Below are 20,773 nucleotides of genomic sequence, written 5' to 3' on the forward strand. Positions count from 1 at the left end.
GACAAGGAGCGTACGGCCCCAACGCGCACCGTGGCGGCGCGGGTGACGACAGTAACTCCGTATTGACGAACTTTAGATTTTTGCCCTTCGCCGCGCGGGCTACTGGATCGCGGAGAAGAATGTCAACGAGCCCACGACCTTGCCGCCGTCGGTCAGCGGCGCCGCGATGGCGTCGAACGTGCACGGTCCGGTGGCGCAGCGGATCCGGATCAGGCCGCGGGCGAGCCGGCCGGAGGACAGGGCCAGCAGCGGGGGCATCCGCGCGACCTCGGTCTTCTCCAGCGGGTTGCCGTCGCCGAAGTCGAGCACCTGCAGCACCCCGTCGCCGTCGAGCAGCGGCCGGTTGACCGGCGACTCGACGAGGCCGAGCATCTCCTCGAACAACGCCGACATCGCCACGACGATGACGTCCGAGTCGACCACCAGGCAGGGCTCGGCGGCGCCGTCGACGGTCGCGCCCCAGCGGTCCAGGGCCGACTCGGCCGGATCAATGGAGCGGATCTGCCCGCGGGACTGGTGGGGGTCGGAGATGGAGAACTCGACGTGCTGCGCCACAGCGCCTCCTCAGGCACCGGTCGTGCGAATGCGAACACCCGGCATTTCGGCCCGATCGTGACTTTTCATCGCATCGCTTCCGGCCACGCGGAAGAGGCTACTCCGCGTGACCCCGCTTGTCAGTGCCCACCTGCTCTCCGTCGCGGTACCAGCGGTAGCCCTCGGCGAGGTCGTCGTACTCCGCCGGATACCAGGTCCCGGGGTGCGTGGCCAGCGCAAACACCTTGTCGACCGTCTCCGCGGCGAGCCGGTGGCCGCGAGCGTTGAGCACTCGGGGCAGCTCGTGGTACGCGGTGACCAGGCAGCCCTTGGGTACACCGTAAAAACTGATCTTTCCGGTGCCGGCGAACGCGAGGACGGGCATCACCGGGATCGAGACGCCGGCGCTGCGGGACAGCGCCTCGGAGGCGGCTCGGGCCTCGCGGCGGGCCGCCTCGACGTACCGCGGGCGCTTGCCGTCGATCTGGACGACGTCCCCGGCGAACGAGACTCGGCTGCGGCCGTGGTCCTTGACCGTCACGGCGAAGACGCCGCCGGGCCCCACGGCGAGAAAGCCGATGCGCTCCGCGCCGCCGAGCTCGCGCAGGTCCAGCACGTGCCATTCCTCGCCGAGGTTGCCGATGAGGGTGCCGATGCGACGGTACAGCCGGCTGTGTGCCGCTTCCTCCCGGCGCGTTTCGCGTTCTGCCCTACGAGCACGAACCCAGTCGATGGGGGTCGTCCGGCCGGCGTCGACGATGACGCGCTGCTCGTACCCTTCGGGCTGCGAATCTTGACCGCGGTACAAGACGTCGGTCATCTCGCACACCTCCGATGTCGCCGCTTCGGTTGCGTGTGTGTCCAGACACCGTACGTGAGCGGACGGCCACTCGGCATGACAGGAAGCCGGAATGACATGGAATGAAGTGGATGAATACCGCATTCACGACGCCCCATGAATTTCACATAGCGCCAACCGACCGATATCGGATCGGCCGATAGGCTGACCTCATGAGTGTCGACAACGAGGTCGGACGCCTGGTCACCGTGCTGTTGCACCGCCCCGGACCGGAGCTCGCGCGCCTGACGCCGCGCAACAACGACTCCCTGCTGTTCGACGGCATCCCGTGGGTCGGTCGCGCCCAGGAGGAGCACGACACGTTCGCGGCGGCGCTGCGTTCCCACGGCGTCGAGGTGCTGTACGTGGCCTCACTGCTGGCCGAGACGCTCACCGTCGAGGCGGCGCGCGCCGAGGTCTGCGCCGCGGCACTGGCCGACGTCCGGCTCGGCGACACGCTGCGCGGGCACGTGGCGGAGCACCTGGCCGAGCTGTCGCCGGCGGAGCTGGCCACCACCCTCGTGGCCGGCCTGTCGCGGGCCGAGCTGGGGCGCGGCGGTGGTCTCGTGCACGCCCTCATGGCGCCGGGCGACTTCGTGATCGACCCGCTGCCCAACCTGCTGTTCACGCGGGACTCGTCGACGTGGATCGGCCCCCGCGTGGCCGTGACGAGCCTGGCCATGCGCGCCCGCGAGCGCGAGACCACGCTGACGCACGCGATCTACCGGCACCATCCCCGATTCAGCGGTACCGCGCTGCTGTACGACCCCTCGCTGGAGCACCTGGAGGGCGGCGACGTGCTGCTGCTCGCCCCCGGTGTGCTCGCGGTCGGCGTCGGGGAGCGGACCCGCCCCTCGGGCGCCGAGCGGCTCGCGCGGCGCTGCTTCGACGCCGGGCTCGCCCACACCGTGCTGGTGGTGCCGATCGCCCAGGAGCGCGCGACGATGCACCTCGACACCGTGTGCACGATGGTCGACGTCGATGCCGTCGTGATGTACCCCAACATGGCGAGCACGCTGCAGGCGTGGACGCTCACGGCCGAGTCGTGCACCGGCCCGGCGCCGTTCCTGAGCGCCGCCGCGGCGGCGATGGGCATCGACACGCTGCGGGTCATCGACACCGGCCTCGACCCGGTGACCGCCGAGCGGGAGCAATGGGACGACGGCAACAACACGCTCGCGATCGCACCGCGGCTGTGCGTGGCCTACGAGCGCAACGTCGAGACCAACGCGCAGCTGGAGCGGCACGGCATCGAGGTCATCCGGATCCCGGGTTCGGAGCTGGGGTCGGGACGGGGCGGACCGCGATGCATGTCCGCCCCGATCCATCGGGCCTAGGGTTGCTACCGCAGCGGCTGTAGCCGCCCGATCAGGCCCTGCTTGCTGCGGCGCTCGGATGCGCTGAGGGGCTCGGTGACGGCCAACGCCTCCCGGTAGCGCTCGGCGAACTCGGCCACCGGCGCCTCCCAGTGCTCGGCCTCGACCTCCAGCGGCAGGTCCCAGACCGGCGCCAGCAGCCCGTGCGCGCGGAACATCCCGGCAAACTTGGTGTTGTCGCCGAGCAGCAGCCCGCCGCCGGCCGACAGGCGTGACAGCGCGTCGAGCGCGCGGTCCTCGTCGTCGCCGAGCACCAGGCGCACGTGGGAGCGGTCGGTCACCCGGCACCAGTACGTGGCCGGCGCGGCGGCCAGCTTCACGGTCGGGAAGATGCTGGCGTTGGCCCGCTCCAGCGACGCGCGCACGTTGGGGTCGTCGGTGGCGTTGTCGTCGAGCCAGAACTCGAACCCGGTGTGCACCGTGATGTCGAGCGGGGCGTTCTCGATGACATCCTGGAGGCGGTCGCCGAGGCCGGGCAGGGCGGGGATGTCGACGGTATTGCCGGGCGGGGTCTCCAGCGCGCACTGCAGGGCCACGGCGAGGTCGCGGGACACGTCGCCGGACTGCACGTGCCGCTGCAGACCGATCATGACGCGGCCGTCGGGCTTGGTCATGGCGGGCCAGGCCATCGGCAGGACGGTCGCGAGGGTCACCGGCCGGTCGCCGTATTTCTCGGCGAACGCGGGCGCCAGCTTCAGGGGTGCCGAGGCGGCCGGCACCAGTTCCCGCAGGGCAATCCAATCCGGCTCGTCGGCCAGGCCCTCGAACGGCCGGCCGACGTACACGTCCCGGATCTTCTCGCGCTTCTCGCCGCTGCTGGCACGGCCACGGGGGGTCTTCGCACGCTTGCTCACGGCGATCCAGCCTAGGCGCTCACGCTCCGCCACGGGTGCACACCACCACCGCCGGGCGCGTCACTCACCCGCTCCGGTTCCACCGTTTCGGACATTTCCGAAATGTCGCCCAAAACGCGGCGACCGAGTCGCGATCGCGATGGCCGCGAACGTCACCGGATCAGAGGGTCGCCCAGACGCACTGGCCCAGGCCGTCGCGCTCGACCCCCCAGCCCGTGGACAGCGCCGCCACGATCGTCAGGCCGCGGCCGTCCAGCGCGTCGGGGGCGGCCACGCGCAGCTGCGGACCCGCCGGGGAGCCGCCATCCGTCACGCGGATCTCCAGTGTGTCGTCCGGCAGCAGGCGCCACGCCACGCGGATGACGTCGCCCGGCAGGGGGGCGGCGTGGCGTACGGCGTTGCCGACCAGCTCGGCGGCGATCGCGATCGCGTCGTCGAGGCGGTCGGCCGAGATCAGGGCGTCGAGCTCGTCCGCGAGTCGGTGCCGGGCGACGTGCGCGCCGCGGGGGTGGTGGGGCACCACGACGCACCAGGCGCGTGGTTCCGCGATGGTTGTGGACACGCTCTCAAGCCTCCCCGGGGCCCTCGGCGTCAGCTCGGGGCAATCGCACCTCGGCGACGGTGCCTCCCCCTCGACGTGGTCGCAATGATACCCATCCATGTTGGCGCTCGACGATTCTGCGCACCAGATACAGGCCCAGGCCGACTCCCCCGCCCCTGCGCTGGTCGCCGGTCTCAAGTTGCCAGAACCGGTTGAACGCCCGCTCGACGTGCTCCGGACGAATCCCGATACCCCGGTCCGAGACGCGGAACCAGACGGTCTGCGGGTCGGCCCCGGCCGTCAGCTCGACCTGTACCCAGTTCGGGGAGTATTTACCCGCATTGGTCACCAATTCCGCCAGCACCGTCGCCAGGCTCGCCCGGTCGCCCCGCGTCTTCGGCAGCGTGGGGGGCAGCGACACGCTCAGCGACCGGCGCTGCTCGGCGTTGAGCTCATCGACCGCGGCGCTGAGCGACTCGACCAGGTCGAATGGCAGCAGGGTGGTGGACTCCACCGACGGGCCGTCGTCGCCGACCGCGTTGAGCAGCCGGTCGACCAGGCGGCTGAGCTCCCGGGCGCGCTGCCCGACGACGTTGATCGCCTCGCGGCGCGCGTCCTCGGCCAGGGACTCCCAGTGGTCGACGAGCGTGTCGACGTACCCCCGAATCACCGTGATCGGCGTGCGCAGCTCGTGGCCGGTGAGCGCGATGAACAGGTCGCGGCCGTCCGGCGGCTGCACCGGGCGGGCGCGGAAGGAGACCGCGAGGTCGCTGGAGGCCGGCACGGGGGCGGCGCGGATCTCGATCCAGGTGCCGGAGGGAATCTGGTGCTCGACCGTCTCGTCGCCGGCCGGCAGCGGGAAGGGCCACGGCTCGCCGATCGCGGTCTCCGCCGGGCGGGCGGTCAGCAGCGCGGCCGGCGGGTTCCACGAGCGCACCCGGTGCTCGGCGTCCAGCAGCGCGAACGGCTCGGCGGCCGACCTCATGGCGTTGCCGTCGCTGTAGACGGGCAGGCCCCGGCCCAGGCCGTACTGCAACGCCACGAACGAAGCCAGAAAGCTCAGCGCCGCGCGCTGCTGCTCGTCGGCGGCGCCCTCGGCGTCGGTGTAGCTGACCGCGAGCACGCCGACGCCGGTGCCGTTGGCGGTCACCTCGGCGGCCATGACGCGGTGCAGGCCGCGGCTGTCGAGCTGCTGACCGCCCGAGGTGCCGATCAGGCTGCTCGGGAACTCGCGGACCCTCGAGCCGAACCGCAGCAGCCCCCGCACGGCAGGGTGGATGAAGTCGATGGGCCGGCCGAGCGACCAGTCCAGGTCGCCGGCGACCGCGATGACCCGGCCGTTGTCCTGCGCGTATTCGATGAATGCCGCGCCCGTCGCGCCGGTGGCCACGGCGGCCACCTCGACCGAGCGCTGCAGGCCGGTGAGGCCGCCGCCGCCGGAGTTGAGCTCCTCGGCCACCTCGGCGAGACCGCCGAAGATCAGCGGACCAGCATCGACCATGGTGCGAGTCTGCCTCTCCGGGCGGCGCATTGAAAGGTTGTCGACAAAAGTTGTCGAGGCTTGATTCAGTCGCACAAGGCGTCCGTCACCACGGATTCATGCATGCTAGTCGCGCAGGCCCATCTCGCGGAGGCGGTCGATCACATACGCCGGGCGGTCCGAGATGATGCCGTCGACCCGCAGCTTCACCGCCAGGTCGACCTCGTCCGGCTCGTTGACCGTCCAGACGTACACCGGATATCCGCGCCGATGCAGGCGCTCCACCAGCTCCGGGGACGCGCGCAGCAACTGCACGCCGGGCCCCCCGATCGTGCTGCCGGGCGGGAGCCAGCCGATGCGGCTGGGCACCGACCACACGTCGATGAGCATGACTGTCGGCAGCCCGGGCGCCTGCTGACGCACCCGCCGGACCGCCGTCGACGAGAACGACATCATGGTCACCTGCAGGGGGCGGTCCGGATCGGGCAGGTCGAGGCCGTACCGGCGCAGGAGCCTGAGCAGCTCGACCTCCACCGCGCCGCCGTAGCGGACGGGGTGCTTGGTCTCGATGAGCAGGCGCATCGGGCGGCCGGCGTCGGTCGCCACGCCGAGCAGCCGGTCGAGCGTCAGGACCTTGCCGCGCCAGCGGTGGTCGACCTGGTAGCGGTCCACGATGAGGTCGTCGGGCGAGTCGGGCAGGTCGGACCGCCAGGAGGCGAAGTCGAAGCGGTTCAACTCCGCCAGCGTCTGCATGCTGACCCGGCCGCGCCCGTCGCTGGTGCGGTCGATGCGCGAGTCGTGCAGGCACACCAGGTGACCGTCGCGGGTGAGCCGGACGTCGCACTCGAGCCCGTCGGCGCCCTCCACGATGGCGAGGAGGTACGCGTCGAGGGTGTGCTCGGCGTGCCGGCGCGACGAGCCACGGTGCGCGAAGACCAGCGGCCGCCAGTGCTCGGGCGGCTGCTCAGACGACCCGGGGAGCACCGCCGTCCTCGCTCACCATCGGCCGGCCGAAGGCCGCCCAGCTCTGCATGCCGCCGTCGAGGTTGATCGTGCGGTCCCGCCCGTTCTGCTGCAGGAACGCGACGACCTGGGCGGAGCGGCCGCCGACCCGGCAGACCACGACGACGTCGCGGTCCTCGGGGATGTCCTCGATCCGCGCCGGGATCTGCATCATCGGCACGTGCAGGGCGTCCGGCGCATGGCCGGCGGCCCACTCGTCGTCCTCGCGCACGTCGAGGATGAAGGCGTCGTTAGCTATGTCCCCGACCGTGGTGGTCGGGATGGAAGGTCCCCTGAACACCGGATCAGGCTACCCGTGGCCGTCCGGCTACATGTGGTTGACCCACGTAGGGTTCTCGACCGCCCACGAGTCCAGCAGGTCCCCCCGCAGTGCCGTATAGAGCCCCTCGGACTCGGGCAGCGCGACCACGTAGGAGATGCCGCCGATGTCCTGCGGCTCGGAGGGCACCTGCAGGCCGATCAGGTTGTCGGGGCTCACGTTGCGCAGCGCGAACATCAGGTCGGCCAGCGACACGCCGTTGGTGTCGACGGTGAGCGCCTGGCCGATCGCGCGGATGAACCGGTCCGCCGCGATCGGGTTGGTGGTGAGCCCCTTCTCCTTGGCCTTGGTGAGCATCGCCCGGATGAACCTCTGCTGGTTCTTCTGCCGGTCGTAGTCGCCGTTGGGGAGGCTCTTGCGCTGCCGGACGAGGTCGAGCGCCTGGTACGGCTCGAGGTGGTGACAGCCGGGCTCGTAGACGGCCGGGTGGCCGCCGTCGGCGGGCGAGAGGTAGTTGCCCTTGTCGTCCCAGCCGAGGTGGATCGAGGTGACCTTCTGGTCGATGCACATGTCGACGCCGCCGAGCAGGTCGACGGCGGCCTTGAAGCCGTCGAAGTTGACGATCGCGGCGCCGTCGAACCGGATGCCGACCAGGTCGTGCAGCGTCTCCGAGAGCAGCTGGACACCGCCCTCGCCGCCCCCGCCGTACTGGAACGCGCCGTTGATCTTCTCGTGCGACACGCCCCGGAAGCTCGTCGGCGGGAACGCGGGGATCTTCACCCGCAGGTCGCGCGGGATGGACAGCAGATAGGCGCGGTCCATCGTGGCCGGGATGTGCAGGATGATGATCGAGTCGGAGCGCTGGCCGTCCTGGGGGTCGAGCGCACGCAGGTCGGAGCCGAGGAGCAGGAAGTTGAGCGGCCCCTCGACGTCGCTGTGCCGCGTCTCGTCGGGGTCGCCCGCACGGGAGTTCTCACCGAGCAGCGTGCGCTGGTTGATGTTCGAGGTGTAGCGCTGGTTGAGGATGTTGACGCCGGCGACCGCGGTGCCGGAGATCAGCACGATCGTGGCGCCGAGCACGATGAGCAGCCGCGCCCAGATGGGATCGTGCCCGGGGAGCTTGATCTTCTTCGACCCGCCCCGCTTGCCGGCCTTCGCCGCGGCGGCTGGTCGCGCGACGGATCCGGAGATTTCGGAAGCTTCGGCGTTGCCGTCGAACTCCTTCTGCATTCACTGCCCCCGAGCCGGCCCGCCCGCACGTCAGGCGGGGATTCATCCGAGTCTACGTTCGCGGCGACAAGTCTGCGCGCCGCGAGCTCGGCGCGCGATCCCCCGGAAAGCCGTCAAACAGGCGATTTTTACTCGCTGACGGCCGGTTTCGGCAATGAGATCTATGCGACAGCCCGGGCTTGCAACCTCGTTCGGGGGCGACATGCCCGGGCTTGCCCCTTTTCTCACTTCGGCTTGGTACTAGCCTTCGCCGACGGCGCCGTGGACGGCTTCGGCCCGTTGGCCGCCATCCAGTCGGTCATCTTGTCATTGCGCACGGCGTCGTACAGCGCGGTGGCCTTCTCCTGGTTCGGCACCACGACGTCCTCACCGCCGATCATCTTGCTGCCGTCGTGCGGGCTCACCAGGAAGGTGAGGTCGTCGCTGCGCAGGTTTCGGAACTGCAGCGCCATGTCGGCGAGCGAGAAGTCCTTGTCGACGGTCATCGCCTTGGTGACCGCCTTGAGAAACGCGTTGAACTTCGCCGGGTTGGTCACCGTGCCCGAGCTGACGGCCTTGTCCAGGATGGCCTTCATCATCTCCTGCTGGTGCCGCATGCGGGCGAAGTCGCCGTCGGGGAACTGGTAGCGCTGCCGCGCGTAGTCCAGCGCCTCGTCGCCGTTGAGGTGGTTCATGCCCTTCTTGAACTGCCGCTTCGGCGGGTGGATCGAGGTGATGTCCTTCTCGATGTTCATGTCGATGCCGCCGAGCGCGTCGATCACCTGCTTGAAGCCGCCGAAGTCGATGAGCAGCACGTGGTCCATGCGGACGTTGGTGTACTCCTCGATCGTCTGCACGGTCAGCGGGGTGCCACCCCACGAGAACGACGCGTTGAGCTTGGCGTTGGTGTTGCCGTACTGCGTCGTCTTGCTCTTGGGGATGTGCACGTAGAGGTCGCGCGGCATCGAGATCAGGTACGCGTGCTTGTGGTCGGCCGGGATGTGCAGCATGATCATCGTGTCGGTGCGCCACTCACCCGCCTTGCCCTTGTTGTCGGGGTCGCGGGAGTCGCTGCCGAGCAGCAGGATGTTGAGCGCGCCGTCCACCACCTTGGGTGGCCGGCCGTCGGTGATCTGCGAGAACGGGTCGTCGCGGTTGAGGCCGGAGTCGACGTACTTGTAGTAGATGACGCCGCCCAGGCCGGCGAGCAGGGCGAGGAGGAGGACCCCACAGCCGGCGACCAGGGCGATGCGGCCCCAGCGCGGGCGGATCTTCTTCCGGCCCGAGTACTCGCCGCCGTTGCCGGGCGTGCGCCCGGGCCGGTTCGGCGGGGGACCGCCCGGCCGGCCGGACACGCCGGGCGTGGCGGGGCCGGTCGGGGTGTTGGCCGCGGAGACGCGGGCGCGGGCGCCCGACGTCTGTGCGCGCGCGCCGGGCACCGAGGCCCGACCCGAGGACGGGCCTCGTGAAGCAGGCGTGGTGGGCATGAGACCACCATACGAAGCCGATGCCGTCGCGCCACGTAACCACGACGGGCGCGGCACGAACCCGGGAGAGTCAGCGGCTGCGGAAATACGCGACCGTGCGCGCCAGGCCCTCCTCCGGGCCGACGACCGGGTCGTATCCGAGCAGCTCACGCGCCTTGCTCAGATCGGGGCGGCGGCGCTCGGGGTCGTCCGCGGTCCGCGCCACCAGCGCCACGCGGGAGGTGCTGTCGGAAAGCCGCACGATCGACTCGGCGAGCTCGAGCATGGTCATCTCGTGCTCGGTACCGCAGTTGATCGGCCCGGTCTCGGTCGAGTCGAGCAGCAGAATGATCCCGCGGACGAGGTCGGAGACGTAGCAGATCGAGCGCGTCTGGGTGCCCGTGCCGTGCACGGTGATCGGCTCGCCCCGCAGCGCCTGCGAGATGAAGGTCGGGATCGCGCGCCCGTCGTCGGGGCGCATGCGCTCACCGTACGTGTTGAAGATCCGCACGATGCCCACGTCGGCGCCGCGGCCGCGGTGGTAGCCCATGACGGCCGCCTCCGAGAAGCGCTTCGCCTCGTCGTAGACGCTGCGGATGCCGACCGGGTTGACGTTGCCCCAGTAGGACTCCGGCTGCGGGTGGACCAGCGGGTCGCCGTACGCCTCCGAGGTGGAGGCCAGGATGAACCGCGCCCCGTCGGCGACGGCCCGCTCCAGCAGCTGCAGCGTGGCGACCGAGCCGACCCGCAGGATCTCCACCGGCAGGTGCGCGAAGTCCGTCGGGCTGGCCGGCGACGCGAAGTGCATGATCGCGTCGAACCGCCCGGCGAGCGCCTCCACCGCCGGCAGCGGCTCGGTGACGTCGGCCTCGACGAGGGTGAACCGCGGGTGATCGTGCAGGTGCGCGACGTTGTCCTTACTCCCGGTGAGGAAGTTGTCGACGACAACGACGTGCGCGCCCCGTGCGATGAGGGCATCGGCGAGGTGGGAACCGACGAATCCGGCGCCACCGGTCAAGAGGATCCGATGTCCCTCACCGTAACGCTGCGCAACGACCATGACGGACAGCCTAGCGTGTCTCCGCACCGGGCCCGGGGGGTCGGCAGCGCCCCCGGGCCCGGCACGTGCACCGGTTTCGGATCAGTGCGCGCCGGCCCCGGTCAGCGACCGGGCCTCCAGCTCGCTGTACTTGTCGGGGTCGCGCTCCTTGCTGGTCATCGCCCCGATCGCGGCGAAGATGAACCCGAGCGGGATCGAGATCAGGCCCGGGTTCTCCAGCGGAATCGGCGCCGCCGTCGTGCAGCTGAACAGCGCCGTGGCGTTGGAGACCTCCTTGGAGTTCTGCGGTACACCACACTCCTTGGCCTGCGCCGCGGTGAGCGTCGCCGGGGTGCGCGCGTCACTGACGCCGCCCCAGGCGATCGGGCTGAGCAGCACCACGCCGACGGCCGAGATGAGGCCCGCGTAGATGCCCCAGGTCGCGCCGCGGGTGTTGAACCGCTTCCAGAACAGCGAGAAGAGGATCGCCGGCAGGTTGGCCGACGCGGCGATCGCGAACGCCAGCGCCACCAGGAAGGCGACGTTGAGGTTGCGGGCCCCGATGCCGAGCACGATGGCGACCGCGCCGATGATGAACGCCGCGTACCGCGCGACGACCACCTCCTGCCGCTCGTCCGTCTGGCCGCGCCGGATGACGTTGGCGTAGAGGTCGTGCGCGAGCGAGGACGACGACGCCAGGGTCAGCCCGGCGACGACCGCCAGGATGGTGGCGAAGGCGACCGCGGCGATGATCGCCAAGAGCAGCGATCCGCCGAAGTCACCGCCGAGGTACCGCCGGCCGAGTTCCTGGGCGAGTTGTGGCGCCGCGGTGTTGCCGGCCGCGTCCTGCGCGACGATCGCCGAGCGGCCGACCAGCGCCGCCGCGCCGAAGCCCAGCGCCAGCGTCATCAGGTAGAAGACGCCGATGAGACCGATCGCCCACACCACGCTCTTGCGGGCCGCCTTGGCGTTGGGGACGGTGTAGAACCGGATCAGGATGTGCGGCAGGCCCGCGGTACCGAGGACCAGGGCCAGGCCGAGCGAGATCAGGTCCAGCTTGCTCGTCAGCGTCGCCGTGGCGTTGTTCGCGAACTCCCGCCCGTAGCGCAGGCCCGGCTGCAGGAACGACTCCGGCGGCGTGCGGCCCGACTTCGCCGCGGCCTCACCGAGCAGGTTCGACAGGTTGAACTTGTACGCCGCGAGCACCATCAGCGTCAGCACCAGCGCGCCGATCATCAGCATGAACGCCTTGACGATCTGCACGTACGTCGTGCCCTTCATGCCGCCGACCGTCACGTAGACGATCATCAGCACGCCGATCAGCGCGATCGTCACGATCTTCGCCGTCTCGGCGCTCATGCCGAGGAACGTGTCGCCGGCCTTGATGCCCAGCAGCAGGGCGACCAGCGCGCCGGCACCGACCATCTGGGCCAGCAGGTAGAAGATCGAGACGATGATGGTCGAGATGCTGCCGGCGGTGCGCACGGGCGCCTGCCGCATGCGGAACGCCAGCACGTCGGCCATCGTGTACCGGCCGGAGTTGCGCATCAGCTCGGCGACCAGCAGCAGGGCGACCAGCCAGGCGACGAGGAAGCCGATGCTGTACAGGAAGCCGTCGTAGCCGTTGAGCGCGATGATGCCGGCGATGCCGAGGAAGCTCGCCGCCGACATGTAGTCGCCGCCGATCGCCATGCCGTTCTGGAAGCCGGTGAACGAGCGGCCGCCGGCGTAGAAGTCCGCGGCGTTGCGGGTCTGCCGGCTGGCCCAGATCGTGATCGCGAGCGTGACGCCGACCAGGATCACGAACAGCGTGAGCGTGAGGGTGCGCTGGGTTCCGACCGAGGTGGCGGCGAGGTACACGGGCTCACTCATCGCCGGCTCCCTCGATCTTGGCGCGGAGGTCGTCGGCGAGCGGGTCGATGCGCCGGTCCGCATACCGCGCGTACAGCCACGCGATGAGGAACGTCGACACGAACTGCAGCAGCCCGAAGATCAGCGCGATATTGATGTGGCCGACGACCTTGGTGCTCATGAAGTCGCGGGCGTATGCGGACAGCAGGACGTACAGCGCGTACCAGACGAGGAACGCGGCGGATACCGGAAACACGAAGCGGCGCAGGGTGCGGCGCAACGCGTCAAACTCCGGCGTGCGGGCGACGGCGACGTAACGGTTCTCGCCGGTGTCCGCGGATGCCGGTGTCTCGGTGCTCATGGGTGATCACCACCTGCGGTTGGGGGTGCGTGCGGGTAATCGCGCACGCTAAGAACCCGGCAGGCATCTACAAAGATCTCTTCCCGGCATCGGTACGCCACGTGCGCCGAACGGCAGCACCGGTGCGCCCGGTGACATGGTTCACGCCGCTTACCGGCGCGGCCTGCGACCCAGGCACCGCCATGATCTTCGGGCAATACGTCTGCGTCACCGCAATCAACGCATTCTCTACTGAGATCGTCTCAATTGGTCAAGAATGCGGAAAACGGGCCGACGAGCATCCGCGAGTCTTCCGGCTCGACGGCGGAGCCGCCTCGACCGGAACCGCCGTGGTGGTGTGGAGATTTGAACGCGATTGTCCATTTGTCGACGCAGTCGTGTTCGGACGTGCGGGCGGCGCGTCCGGCCCACTCGAATGCGCGTCGGCAGCTGATTAGGCGACTCGACTGGCTGTTCGTTCGATCCCGAATGACGTTCGGTGTTGTAGCGTCGCCGACGCGGACGTTGCCGGAGCTAGAGCGCTTGGAAGTCATTGGTGAGGACGTAGACAACATCTGTTGAGATTCCACAGCCACGACTGTTCCAGCGCTGGCATTGACAGACAGCTCGTCTTCAGGGCGTCGCCGTATTCGGTCGATTCGCCGGCAAAATGCAGCCGGTTCAATACCGACAGAAGTAATGCCCCCACCCCGGGGCCGGCTCCGTCGACGCCTGAAGTCAATCAGTTGGCGGTCCCGCCCAGTTGCCTTTCCCTGAAGGAGAATTCAGTGCTTCAGCGCCTCCGTGCGGCCCGTGAGAACGAGAGTGGCTTCACGCTCGTCGAACTCCTCATCGTCATCGTCATCCTCGGCATCCTCGCCGGCATCGTGGTCTTCGCCGTTGGCGCCTTCAACGACCGCGGTAAAGCGGCCGCGTGCAAGACCGACCTGAAGAACGTCGAGGTCGCGGTGGAGGCCTATCGTGCCCAGAACAACAACGCTCTTCCGAGCGGTTGGGACAAGCTGGTCCCCACGTACCTCAAGGAAAAGCCGGGGGGAAATGGCTACACGATCGATGTGACATGGACCGACGGCACGGTGACCGCGAACCCGGTCTGCACAAGCTTCTGACGACCAGGTAGAGAGGGCCGCCGAGAGCGGCCCTCTCTACCTGCGTTCCGACATCTGTGCGGCACCTGTGGAGGTTGGTATGTACGATCACCCCGCCGTCAGCGATCACCTCGATGCGCTGCTCGATACGTTATGGCGGGCACGCGGTACCGACCTGCTACTCACCGTAGGCATGCCCCCGCAGATCCGTGTGCACGGTGAGCTGAGCCCGGTGGCAGGGCACGAGGTGCTCAGCAGACGCGACACCGACGCCTTCCTCGCTGCGATGCTTACCGCCGAGCAGACATTGGCCTGGCACGCGTCCCGCGAATACGACTTCTCCTTCAGCTGGCGCGACCTTGCCCGGATCCGGGGCAGCGCCTTCAACCAGCGCGGACAGACCGCTGTGGCGCTGCGGATGATCTCGCATCGCGTTCCGACGATGGCCGAACTCGGCCTTCCCCCTGCTCTATGGCATTTCGTCCGCCAGCATCAGGGGCTGGTGCTGGTCACCGGGCCGACCGGGTCGGGCAAGTCGACCACGCTCGCCGCGATGATCAACCAGATCAACAGCGACCGGGCCTGCCACATCCTGACCATCGAGGATCCGATCGAGTACATCCACGAGCACAAACGCGCCATGGTGAACCAGCGCGAGGTGGGCTCGGACACCGCGTCGTTTCCGGACGCGTTGCGCTCCGCGCTGCGTGGCGACCCGGACGTCCTGCTCGTAGGCGAAATGCGTGATCTGGAGTCGATCCGGTTCGCCCTGACCATCGCCGAGACCGGCCACCTGGTCTTTGCGTCGTTGCACACCAACGACACAGCCCAGGCCCTCGCCCGCATCATCGACGTTTTCCCGGCGGAGCAGCAGGCCCAGGTCCGCACGCAGCTCGCGGCAGCGCTCACCGGGATCGTGTACCAGAGGCTGATTCCCCGGGTCGGCGGAGGTTTGATCGCCGCGTACGAGGTGCTCGTCGCGACAAGCGCGGTCCGAAACCTCATCAAGGAGGGCAAGACCCACCAGCTGCGCAACTCGCTCGTGACCGGCCACAGGGACGGCATGGTCACCTTCGAACAATCGCTCTCGTCGCTCGTCCAAGCCGGCACGATCACCATCGACGACGCCGTGGCCCGCAGTCTGTATCCCAAGGACATCGAGAGCCATCCCCGACCGCGGGCGAGCGCGACGGCATGAGACTGAGGAATTGGGGACAGTCGGCCGAGTCCGTCGAGGCGACACCGACGACACGCGCACAGCGGATCGTACCGGGCCGTCCCGACGACCTGACTGTGCAACCGGGCGGCCGTCGCCTCGGCGAGATTCTCGTCGAGGCGAACGTGGTCACTCCCCAGCAGGTCGTTTCGGCCTTGACGGAGTTGCAGCACGGTCCAGCAAAGTTTCTGGGCGAACACCTGGTCGAGCTCGGCACGCTCAGCGAGCGCGACCTCGCGTGGGCGGTCGGCGCGCAGTACTCGCTAGACGCCATCGACCTCCGCGAGATCATTCCGGACCCCGCGGCAACCGAGTTGCTCGACGACGTGACCGCCCGCGAATTGGTCGCCATCCCGTTGGCGCTGCGCGGGGAGGCCGTGTTGATCGCGGTTGCCTTCCCTGCCACCGCGCAGGCGCTGCATGAGGTCATCGGCCGGCCGCTGATTGTCAAGGTCGCGTCGCGCTCGGACATCACCCGCGTGATCACCAACAGCTACCGTGCACTTTCCGCGGTCGGCTCCCAGGTCAGGGTCTTCGAGGCGCAACAGTCATTGCGCAAAGAGGTGGCCCGGCTCGACCCTGCCGCCGCCAACGACGATGCGCCCGTGGTGCAGGTCGTCCAGCTCATCATCACGCAGGCATTGCGGGACCGCGCGTCCGACATCCACATCGAACCGCACCCGGAGCGGGTCCGGGTGCGCTACCGCATCGACGGTGCGTTGCACGATGTCCTCGACCTCCCCGCGGCCATGGGGCCCGTCGTGGCGAGTCGGATCAAGATCCTCGGCGGGATGAACATCGTCGAGCGTCGCCGCCCTCAGGACGGGCAGATCAGCATGGACATCGAGGGCCGAGGCGTCGACATCCGGGTGTCCACCACTGCCGTCATCGACGGTGAGAAGGTGGTCATGCGACTGCTGGACAAGAGCCGCCCACTGTTCCGCCTCGAGCAGTTGGGCATGCCCAACGACATGGCCGCTCGGTACTCGGCGTTGTTGCGCTCGCCGTACGGAATGGTGATCTGTGCCGGTCCGACGGGCAGCGGCAAGACGACCACGTTGTACGGATCGCTGAGCGAGATCAACACTCCTGAGCGTAACGTCACGACGATCGAGGATCCGGTCGAATACCGCATTCCGTCAATCAACCAGATTCAGATCAACGAGCAGGCCGGTATCAGTTTTGCGGGCGGTCTCCGGTCGATCCTGCGGCAGGACCCGGACGTAATTCTGGTCGGTGAGATCCGCGATGTCGAAACCGCCCGCATCGCCGTCCAATCGGCACTCACCGGACACTTCGTGCTCTCATCCGTGCACGCCACCGATGCCCCATCGGCGCTGATTCGGCTGCTCGACATGGGTATCGAGGGCTTCCTGGTCGCGTCGTCGGTCACCGCCGTACTGTCGCAGCGCCTCGTGCGGCGCATCTGCAACCATTGCCGTGAGCTGTACACCCCCTCCGCCGAGGAGATGGGCCTACTGCACGCGATCCAGGGGCTGCCGCCGAGCGGTGGCTTCGTGCGCGGCCACGGCTGCAATTTCTGCACGCACACCGGTTATCTCGAGCGAACCGGCGTCTACGAAATGTTGACCGTGACGGGGAGGATTCGCGAAATGATCCTCGACCGCGCATCGCACGAGGACATTCGTAAGGTGGCGCGGTCCGAGGGGATGCGCACACTCCAGGAGGAGGCCGCTCGCCTTGTCGAAGCAGGCGTGACCACCCTGGCCGAAATTTTGCGTTCAATCTATGTGGTGGGGGCCTGAGGTGACCGAGTACGGCTACACCGCTTTCCGTCCGGACGGACTGCACGCCACTGATGTGGACCAGACACAGGAACTACGGGCCCCCCAGCGGACGCCGCACGAGCGGATGCCACACGAGCGGGCGCCGCAGGAGCGGATGCCGGACGCGCGGACGTCGCACGAGCAGAAGTTGCCTGACGGCAAAGTCCGCGAGAAGAAGAGCTTTCTGCAGATCGAGCTTTCCCCGCCCCGCGTCAAGCGGGAAGAGGTCATGCACCTGTCCCGCCAGCTCGGGGCGTTCGTGCGCGCCGGGCTGCCGCTCATCGAGGCCGTTCGCGCGATCGGCGAGGAGGCGACGAACTCCAGCATCCGGCGCATGATGAGCGAGGTCGAGGAAGGGCTGCGCGCCGGGGAGAGGTTGTCGGACTGCTTCGACCGCCACCCGAAAATCTTCCCCGAGTTCTACCGCGGCATCCTGCGCTCGGCCGAGCTCACCGGTCAGCTCGACACGGTCCTGGAACAGCTTGCGAAATACCTGGAGCGGGACCTCGAGGCCAAACGCAAGATCAAAGCAGCCGCGATCTACCCATCGATGATCGCACTCATGTCGTTGGTCACCGTGGTGGTGCTGGCCTCGTTCGTCCTGCCCCGGTTCAAGGTCTTCTTCGCCGGCCTGCACGCCGAGCTACCGCTGCCCACGCGAATACTCATGGCAATAACCGACTTCTTTATGCAGTGGTGGTGGGCCGTGCTGGCGGGCCTGGCCGTCATCGCGGTGAGCATCTACCTCACGCTGCGTACGGAAGGCGGCCGATATGCGCGAGACCGCCTCGTGCTGCGCCTACCCGTGATTGGTGCAGCGGTCCGGTTCGCGCTCGTCGAGCGCTTCTGCCGCATCCTCTCATCCATGGCCAGCGCCGGCGTCGCTCTGCCGGAGGCGCTGCGGGTGGCCACGGAATCGTTGCGCAACCTGGTATTCATGCGTTCGCTCGCCCAGGTGGGCGAAGCGATGCTCGAAGGTGAAGGCCTGGCCCAGCCGCTGTCCAGCACCGGACTCTTCCCTGCGACCGCCGCTCGGATGATCCGCGTCGGTGAGGAAACGGGCACCCTCGACATTCAGCTGGAGGTCACCGCCCGCTACTACGAGGGCGAACTCGACTACAAGCTCAAGAAGGTGACCGCGCTGTTCGAGCCGGCCGTCATCATCGTCATGGGACTGATCGTCGGATTCGTGGCTGTCGCGCTGGTGTCGGCGATGTACGGCATCTTCAATCAGGTGACTGTATAGATGAAGACGGACCCGAACGATCGGGGTGAGACCCTGATCGAACTGCTGGTCACGGTGATCATCGTAGGAATCGCGGTGGTCGCCCTCGTCGGCGGCATCGCGACCAGCATCCGGATGTCCAACATCCACCGCCAGCAGGCCCAAGCGGGCGCCTACGTGCGTGCCTTCGGCGAGGCGATCGAGACGTGGGTGACAAACTCCCACTACACCGACTGCGCCGGGAAAGACACGTACAAGCCCGCCTACACCGCCCTCGACGGCAATCCGACCTACATTCCCACGATTACGGTCAGCTACTGGAACAACTCGACCTTCGCGACCGTGTGCACCAGCGACAGCGGGGTCCAGAAGGTATCGCTCAAGGTCAGCACCATCGACAACAGGGTCGCCGAGACCCTCGACGTCATCATCCGCAAACCGTGCCGTTCGACGACCGACTTCTCGGACCTGCCATGCACTCTCAACTGAGACGCGACGAACGCGGTCTGACCCTCGTCGAGGTGCTGGTCGCGATCGTCATTCTGGGCATCATCATCGTTCCCCTCGGCAACGCTGTGATCAGTTTCGTCCGCAGCACCGACGACACCACCAGGCGCCTGAACGAGTCACACGACGCACAGATCATGGTGGCTTACTTCGCCCAAGACGTGCAGAGCGTCGGGGTGCGGGACTGGGGCGGGGACGGGTTCCCGCTCAAACAATCGATCTTCCGTGATGTCGAGTACAACAGTCTTCTTTATCCATGCGGCGCTTCGGACACTCCGAAGGCAGTTGTCCGTCTTGTTTGGGACGGCCCGGGGACCTCCGGTCCCGTTCGAGTGTCCTATGTGGTCAAGACCGCGCGCGGAGAGCGTCAACTGCACCGCATCAAGTGTGTGGGATCGTCGACAGTGGACTCGGACATCGTGCTGGCCCACAACGTCGACGGGGTTCCCGAATTGGTCTGCTCGACCGACTGTTCCGCAGCGCCTGCCGTGCCGCAGAGTGTGACACTGACCGTCATCATCAAGGCCAGCGGCGGGCAGCAGCCTCTCACCGTCACCCTCAAAGGACAGCGGAGACAGACATGACGTCGAGGGTCAAGCACCCCGATGACAGCGGCGCGGCCCTGGTCCTCGCGCTCGTTTTCATCACGGTGGTCGCCGTGGTCATCGCGACGGTGCTGTCGTTCGCGGACACGAGCATTCGAACCACGGTGAACCTACGCGATCAGGCGGCGGAGGCCGCCGCCGCCGACGGTGCGGCTCAGATCGCGATCAACGATTTGCGACGGGGGACGTTCAAGGGCGCCGACGGAGACTGCTTCGGCGATAGGAAGCCCAGCCGACCGCTGCCGAATTTTTACCAGGCGTCATCCGGTTCGGCGTACTCCGCCTACGTCACCTGCGATGTGGACAAGGCCAAGAGTGCCGCGTCCTCGGTGGCGATCAACGCGGCGAACAAGCCGGGCAGCGCGGTCCTGACGCTGGGGTCCTCCACCGAGGAAGGCATCAACCTCAAGGTCAGCGGCAACGGGACGCTGAAGGTCCATGGCAGCATCGTCTCGAACTCCAACATCACCGTCTCCCAGGGCACGCTCCAGACCAACGCGAGCGTGAGCGCGCGGACTGCCTGCACCGGCACGATCACCAGCGTCCCGGCCAGGAACTGCAACACCGGCAAGACGACGGTCGATCCCGACTACCCAGCACCGACAACGACCCCGACGCTTCGGGCCGTCCCGACGTGCAGCGCCAGGGGCAAGGTCGTGGAGTTCTCGGCAGGGCTGTACACCGACCTCGCGTCGCTAAACGGCTTGACGGATGGCACCAGTTGCAAGGGCGGCACCCTCTGGTTTCACCCCGGCACCTACTATTTCGACTTCGGCGGCGAGTGGTTGATCGACTCGGGGGCCGTGGTCGCCGGGACCCCGACCACACCCCTTGCGGACGGCAAGGCCCCGACTATCCCCGGGTCGTGCCAGACCCCGATTCCCCCCAACCCGATCCCGGCCGGCGGCTGGACCCAGCCGGGTCCCGATGCCGGCGTGCAGTTCGTGTTCGGCGGCGCAAGCCGGATCCGGGTCAAGGCGGCGCAGGTCGAGATCTGTGGCACCTACTCCAAAACCAGCCCACCCCTCGCGGTGTACGGGCTGAAGACACCGGTCGGTAGTGGCAGTGCCACTGTGCCTGCGCAGAGTGGTTGCATCACTTCCGTCCCCTACTCGTCGGGTTGCGCGGTGATCAAGACGGATAACTCGCCCAACAGCAGGTTGTACATCCAGGGCACCACGTACGTGCCGAAAGCGGTCCTGGACATTTCCCTAAACAACTTGACGGGGCAGGTCTTCCGATACGGCGTGATAGCCCGCGGCCTCTTCATCACGCCCACGGGCAGTGCGGACCTGACCGGCGCCGTGATCGAGGTGCCGGATGATTCTCCCGGCTCCGACCTGCGGACCGTCGTCAACCTCAAGGTGTACGTCTGCCCAGGCGCCGCCACGTGCAGTGCCGCCGACATTGCCTTCCGTCTGCAGGCGACCGTGGGGATTGTCGATCGATCGGACACGCCGGTCGCAGGCAAGCGGGAGATCACGGTCTACAACTGGAGCGTGCAGCGGTAGTCG

21 protein-coding genes are annotated in these 20,773 nt (G+C 68.0%); 9 read left to right on the forward strand and 12 right to left on the reverse strand.

From position 1 onward, the window contains the following. Positions 1 to 99 precede the first annotated feature (99 nt). Together ACGFI8_RS11050 and ACGFI8_RS11055 are read right to left on the reverse strand one after the other, a co-directional pair. Positions 100 to 555: a hypothetical protein gene (locus tag ACGFI8_RS11050; protein ID WP_392803078.1), complete on the reverse strand. Its 456-nt coding sequence runs from the start codon at positions 553 to 555 to the stop codon at positions 100 to 102. Between the two features lie 97 nt (positions 556 to 652). Beyond that, the gene (locus tag ACGFI8_RS11055; RefSeq protein WP_392803081.1) at positions 653 to 1,354 is read right to left on the reverse strand and encodes a hypothetical protein; all 702 of its coding nucleotides are present in this window, start codon (positions 1,352 to 1,354) and stop codon (positions 653 to 655) included. A 191-nt stretch (positions 1,355 to 1,545) separates the two neighbouring features. Here ACGFI8_RS11055 and ACGFI8_RS11060 point away from each other — a divergent pair, with 191 nt between their 5' ends. Continuing rightward, positions 1,546 to 2,709, forward strand: coding sequence for an arginine deiminase (locus tag ACGFI8_RS11060; protein ID WP_392803083.1), 1,164 nt, complete (start codon positions 1,546 to 1,548; stop codon positions 2,707 to 2,709). Between the two features lie 5 nt (positions 2,710 to 2,714). Here ACGFI8_RS11060 and ACGFI8_RS11065 read toward each other — a convergent pair whose 3' ends face one another. The 10 genes from ACGFI8_RS11065 to ACGFI8_RS11110 form a co-directional block, all read right to left on the reverse strand. Then, the gene (locus ACGFI8_RS11065; RefSeq protein ID WP_392803086.1) at positions 2,715 to 3,602 is read right to left on the reverse strand and encodes a DUF5926 family protein; all 888 of its coding nucleotides are present in this window, start codon (positions 3,600 to 3,602) and stop codon (positions 2,715 to 2,717) included. Positions 3,603 to 3,762: 160 nt separating this feature from the next. Next, positions 3,763 to 4,164 (reverse strand): ATP-binding protein, encoded by a 402-nt coding sequence (locus tag ACGFI8_RS11070; RefSeq protein WP_392803088.1) that lies wholly within the window; start codon positions 4,162 to 4,164, stop codon positions 3,763 to 3,765. A 4-nt stretch (positions 4,165 to 4,168) separates the two neighbouring features. Further along, a complete protein-coding gene (locus tag ACGFI8_RS11075; RefSeq protein WP_392803090.1) occupies positions 4,169 to 5,644 on the reverse strand; it encodes a sensor histidine kinase in 1,476 nt (491 codons plus the stop codon). Positions 5,645 to 5,749: 105 nt separating this feature from the next. After that, entirely contained in the window at positions 5,750 to 6,607 is an 858-nt protein-coding gene (locus ACGFI8_RS11080) for a glycerophosphodiester phosphodiesterase (RefSeq protein ID WP_392803093.1), read from the reverse strand. Beyond that, a complete protein-coding gene (locus ACGFI8_RS11085; RefSeq protein WP_392803096.1) occupies positions 6,588 to 6,926 on the reverse strand; it encodes a rhodanese-like domain-containing protein in 339 nt (112 codons plus the stop codon). Before ACGFI8_RS11085 ends, ACGFI8_RS11080 begins: the two co-directional genes overlap by 20 nt. Positions 6,927 to 6,953: 27 nt before the next feature. After that, positions 6,954 to 8,135 (reverse strand): LCP family protein, encoded by a 1,182-nt coding sequence (locus tag ACGFI8_RS11090; protein ID WP_392803099.1) that lies wholly within the window; start codon positions 8,133 to 8,135, stop codon positions 6,954 to 6,956. 224 nt (positions 8,136 to 8,359) lie between these two features. Then, the gene (locus ACGFI8_RS11095; RefSeq protein WP_392803102.1) at positions 8,360 to 9,601 is read right to left on the reverse strand and encodes an LCP family protein; all 1,242 of its coding nucleotides are present in this window, start codon (positions 9,599 to 9,601) and stop codon (positions 8,360 to 8,362) included. Positions 9,602 to 9,671: 70 nt separating this feature from the next. Beyond that, positions 9,672 to 10,640 carry a UDP-glucuronic acid decarboxylase family protein gene (locus ACGFI8_RS11100; RefSeq protein WP_392803105.1) on the reverse strand — a complete coding sequence of 323 codons (969 nt, stop codon included), beginning with the start codon at positions 10,638 to 10,640 and terminating at the stop codon, positions 9,672 to 9,674. A gap of 81 nt (positions 10,641 to 10,721) precedes the next feature. After that, positions 10,722 to 12,491, reverse strand: a complete 1,770-nt coding sequence (locus ACGFI8_RS11105; protein ID WP_392803108.1) for a cation acetate symporter — start codon at positions 12,489 to 12,491, stop codon at positions 10,722 to 10,724. Beyond that, on the reverse strand, positions 12,484 to 12,831 hold the full coding sequence (locus ACGFI8_RS11110) for a DUF485 domain-containing protein (RefSeq protein ID WP_392803110.1): 348 nt from the start codon (positions 12,829 to 12,831) through the stop codon (positions 12,484 to 12,486). Before ACGFI8_RS11110 ends, ACGFI8_RS11105 begins: the two co-directional genes overlap by 8 nt. Positions 12,832 to 12,833: 2 nt before the next feature. Here ACGFI8_RS11110 and ACGFI8_RS11115 point away from each other — a divergent pair, with 2 nt between their 5' ends. From ACGFI8_RS11115 to ACGFI8_RS11150, 8 genes are all read left to right on the forward strand, one after another. Further along, positions 12,834 to 13,268 carry a hypothetical protein gene (locus tag ACGFI8_RS11115; RefSeq protein ID WP_392803112.1) on the forward strand — a complete coding sequence of 145 codons (435 nt, stop codon included), beginning with the start codon at positions 12,834 to 12,836 and terminating at the stop codon, positions 13,266 to 13,268. A gap of 330 nt (positions 13,269 to 13,598) precedes the next feature. Then, complete coding sequence (locus ACGFI8_RS11120) at positions 13,599 to 13,940, forward strand: type II secretion system protein (protein ID WP_392803114.1); 342 nt, start codon at positions 13,599 to 13,601, stop codon at positions 13,938 to 13,940. Positions 13,941 to 14,019: 79 nt separating this feature from the next. Then, positions 14,020 to 15,117, forward strand: a complete 1,098-nt coding sequence (locus ACGFI8_RS11125; RefSeq protein WP_392803116.1) for a type IV pilus twitching motility protein PilT — start codon at positions 14,020 to 14,022, stop codon at positions 15,115 to 15,117. Next, positions 15,114 to 16,901 carry a GspE/PulE family protein gene (locus tag ACGFI8_RS11130; protein WP_392803119.1) on the forward strand — a complete coding sequence of 596 codons (1,788 nt, stop codon included), beginning with the start codon at positions 15,114 to 15,116 and terminating at the stop codon, positions 16,899 to 16,901. Before ACGFI8_RS11125 ends, ACGFI8_RS11130 begins: the two co-directional genes overlap by 4 nt. Position 16,902: 1 nt before the next feature. After that, the gene (locus ACGFI8_RS11135) at positions 16,903 to 18,168 is read left to right on the forward strand and encodes a type II secretion system F family protein (protein WP_392803121.1); all 1,266 of its coding nucleotides are present in this window, start codon (positions 16,903 to 16,905) and stop codon (positions 18,166 to 18,168) included. Next, positions 18,169 to 18,636, forward strand: a complete 468-nt coding sequence (locus ACGFI8_RS11140; protein ID WP_392803122.1) for a prepilin-type N-terminal cleavage/methylation domain-containing protein — start codon at positions 18,169 to 18,171, stop codon at positions 18,634 to 18,636. Further along, entirely contained in the window at positions 18,621 to 19,238 is a 618-nt protein-coding gene (locus tag ACGFI8_RS11145; RefSeq protein WP_392804036.1) for a type II secretion system protein J, read from the forward strand. The genes ACGFI8_RS11140 and ACGFI8_RS11145 overlap by 16 nt, the downstream gene beginning before the upstream one ends. Beyond that, entirely contained in the window at positions 19,235 to 20,770 is a 1,536-nt protein-coding gene (locus ACGFI8_RS11150; RefSeq protein ID WP_392803124.1) for a hypothetical protein, read from the forward strand. The genes ACGFI8_RS11145 and ACGFI8_RS11150 overlap by 4 nt, the downstream gene beginning before the upstream one ends. Positions 20,771 to 20,773: the final 3 nt, after the last annotated feature.

The sequence above is a fragment of the Dactylosporangium sp. NPDC048998 genome, from assembly GCF_043197855.1.
In the GTDB taxonomy this organism is placed as follows: domain Bacteria; phylum Actinomycetota; class Actinomycetes; order Mycobacteriales; family Micromonosporaceae; genus Dactylosporangium.

Coding starts and splice junctions, on each gene's coding strand:
- ACGFI8_RS11055 (WP_392803081.1), bottom strand. CDS start 1,354: ATGACCGACGTCTTGTACCGCGGTCAAGATTCGCAGCCCGAAGGGTAC.
- ACGFI8_RS11060 (WP_392803083.1), top strand. CDS start 1,546: ATGAGTGTCGACAACGAGGTCGGACGCCTGGTCACCGTGCTGTTGCAC.
- ACGFI8_RS11075 (WP_392803090.1), bottom strand. CDS start 5,644: ATGGTCGATGCTGGTCCGCTGATCTTCGGCGGTCTCGCCGAGGTGGCC.
- ACGFI8_RS11090 (WP_392803099.1), bottom strand. CDS start 8,135: ATGCAGAAGGAGTTCGACGGCAACGCCGAAGCTTCCGAAATCTCCGGA.
- ACGFI8_RS11095 (WP_392803102.1), bottom strand. CDS start 9,601: ATGCCCACCACGCCTGCTTCACGAGGCCCGTCCTCGGGTCGGGCCTCG.
- ACGFI8_RS11100 (WP_392803105.1), bottom strand. CDS start 10,640: ATGGTCGTTGCGCAGCGTTACGGTGAGGGACATCGGATCCTCTTGACC.
- ACGFI8_RS11105 (WP_392803108.1), bottom strand. CDS start 12,491: ATGAGTGAGCCCGTGTACCTCGCCGCCACCTCGGTCGGAACCCAGCGC.
- ACGFI8_RS11110 (WP_392803110.1), bottom strand. CDS start 12,831: ATGAGCACCGAGACACCGGCATCCGCGGACACCGGCGAGAACCGTTAC.
- ACGFI8_RS11125 (WP_392803116.1), top strand. CDS start 14,020: ATGTACGATCACCCCGCCGTCAGCGATCACCTCGATGCGCTGCTCGAT.
- ACGFI8_RS11130 (WP_392803119.1), top strand. CDS start 15,114: ATGAGACTGAGGAATTGGGGACAGTCGGCCGAGTCCGTCGAGGCGACA.
- ACGFI8_RS11140 (WP_392803122.1), top strand. CDS start 18,169: ATGAAGACGGACCCGAACGATCGGGGTGAGACCCTGATCGAACTGCTG.
- ACGFI8_RS11145 (WP_392804036.1), top strand. CDS start 18,621: ATGCACTCTCAACTGAGACGCGACGAACGCGGTCTGACCCTCGTCGAG.
- ACGFI8_RS11150 (WP_392803124.1), top strand. CDS start 19,235: ATGACGTCGAGGGTCAAGCACCCCGATGACAGCGGCGCGGCCCTGGTC.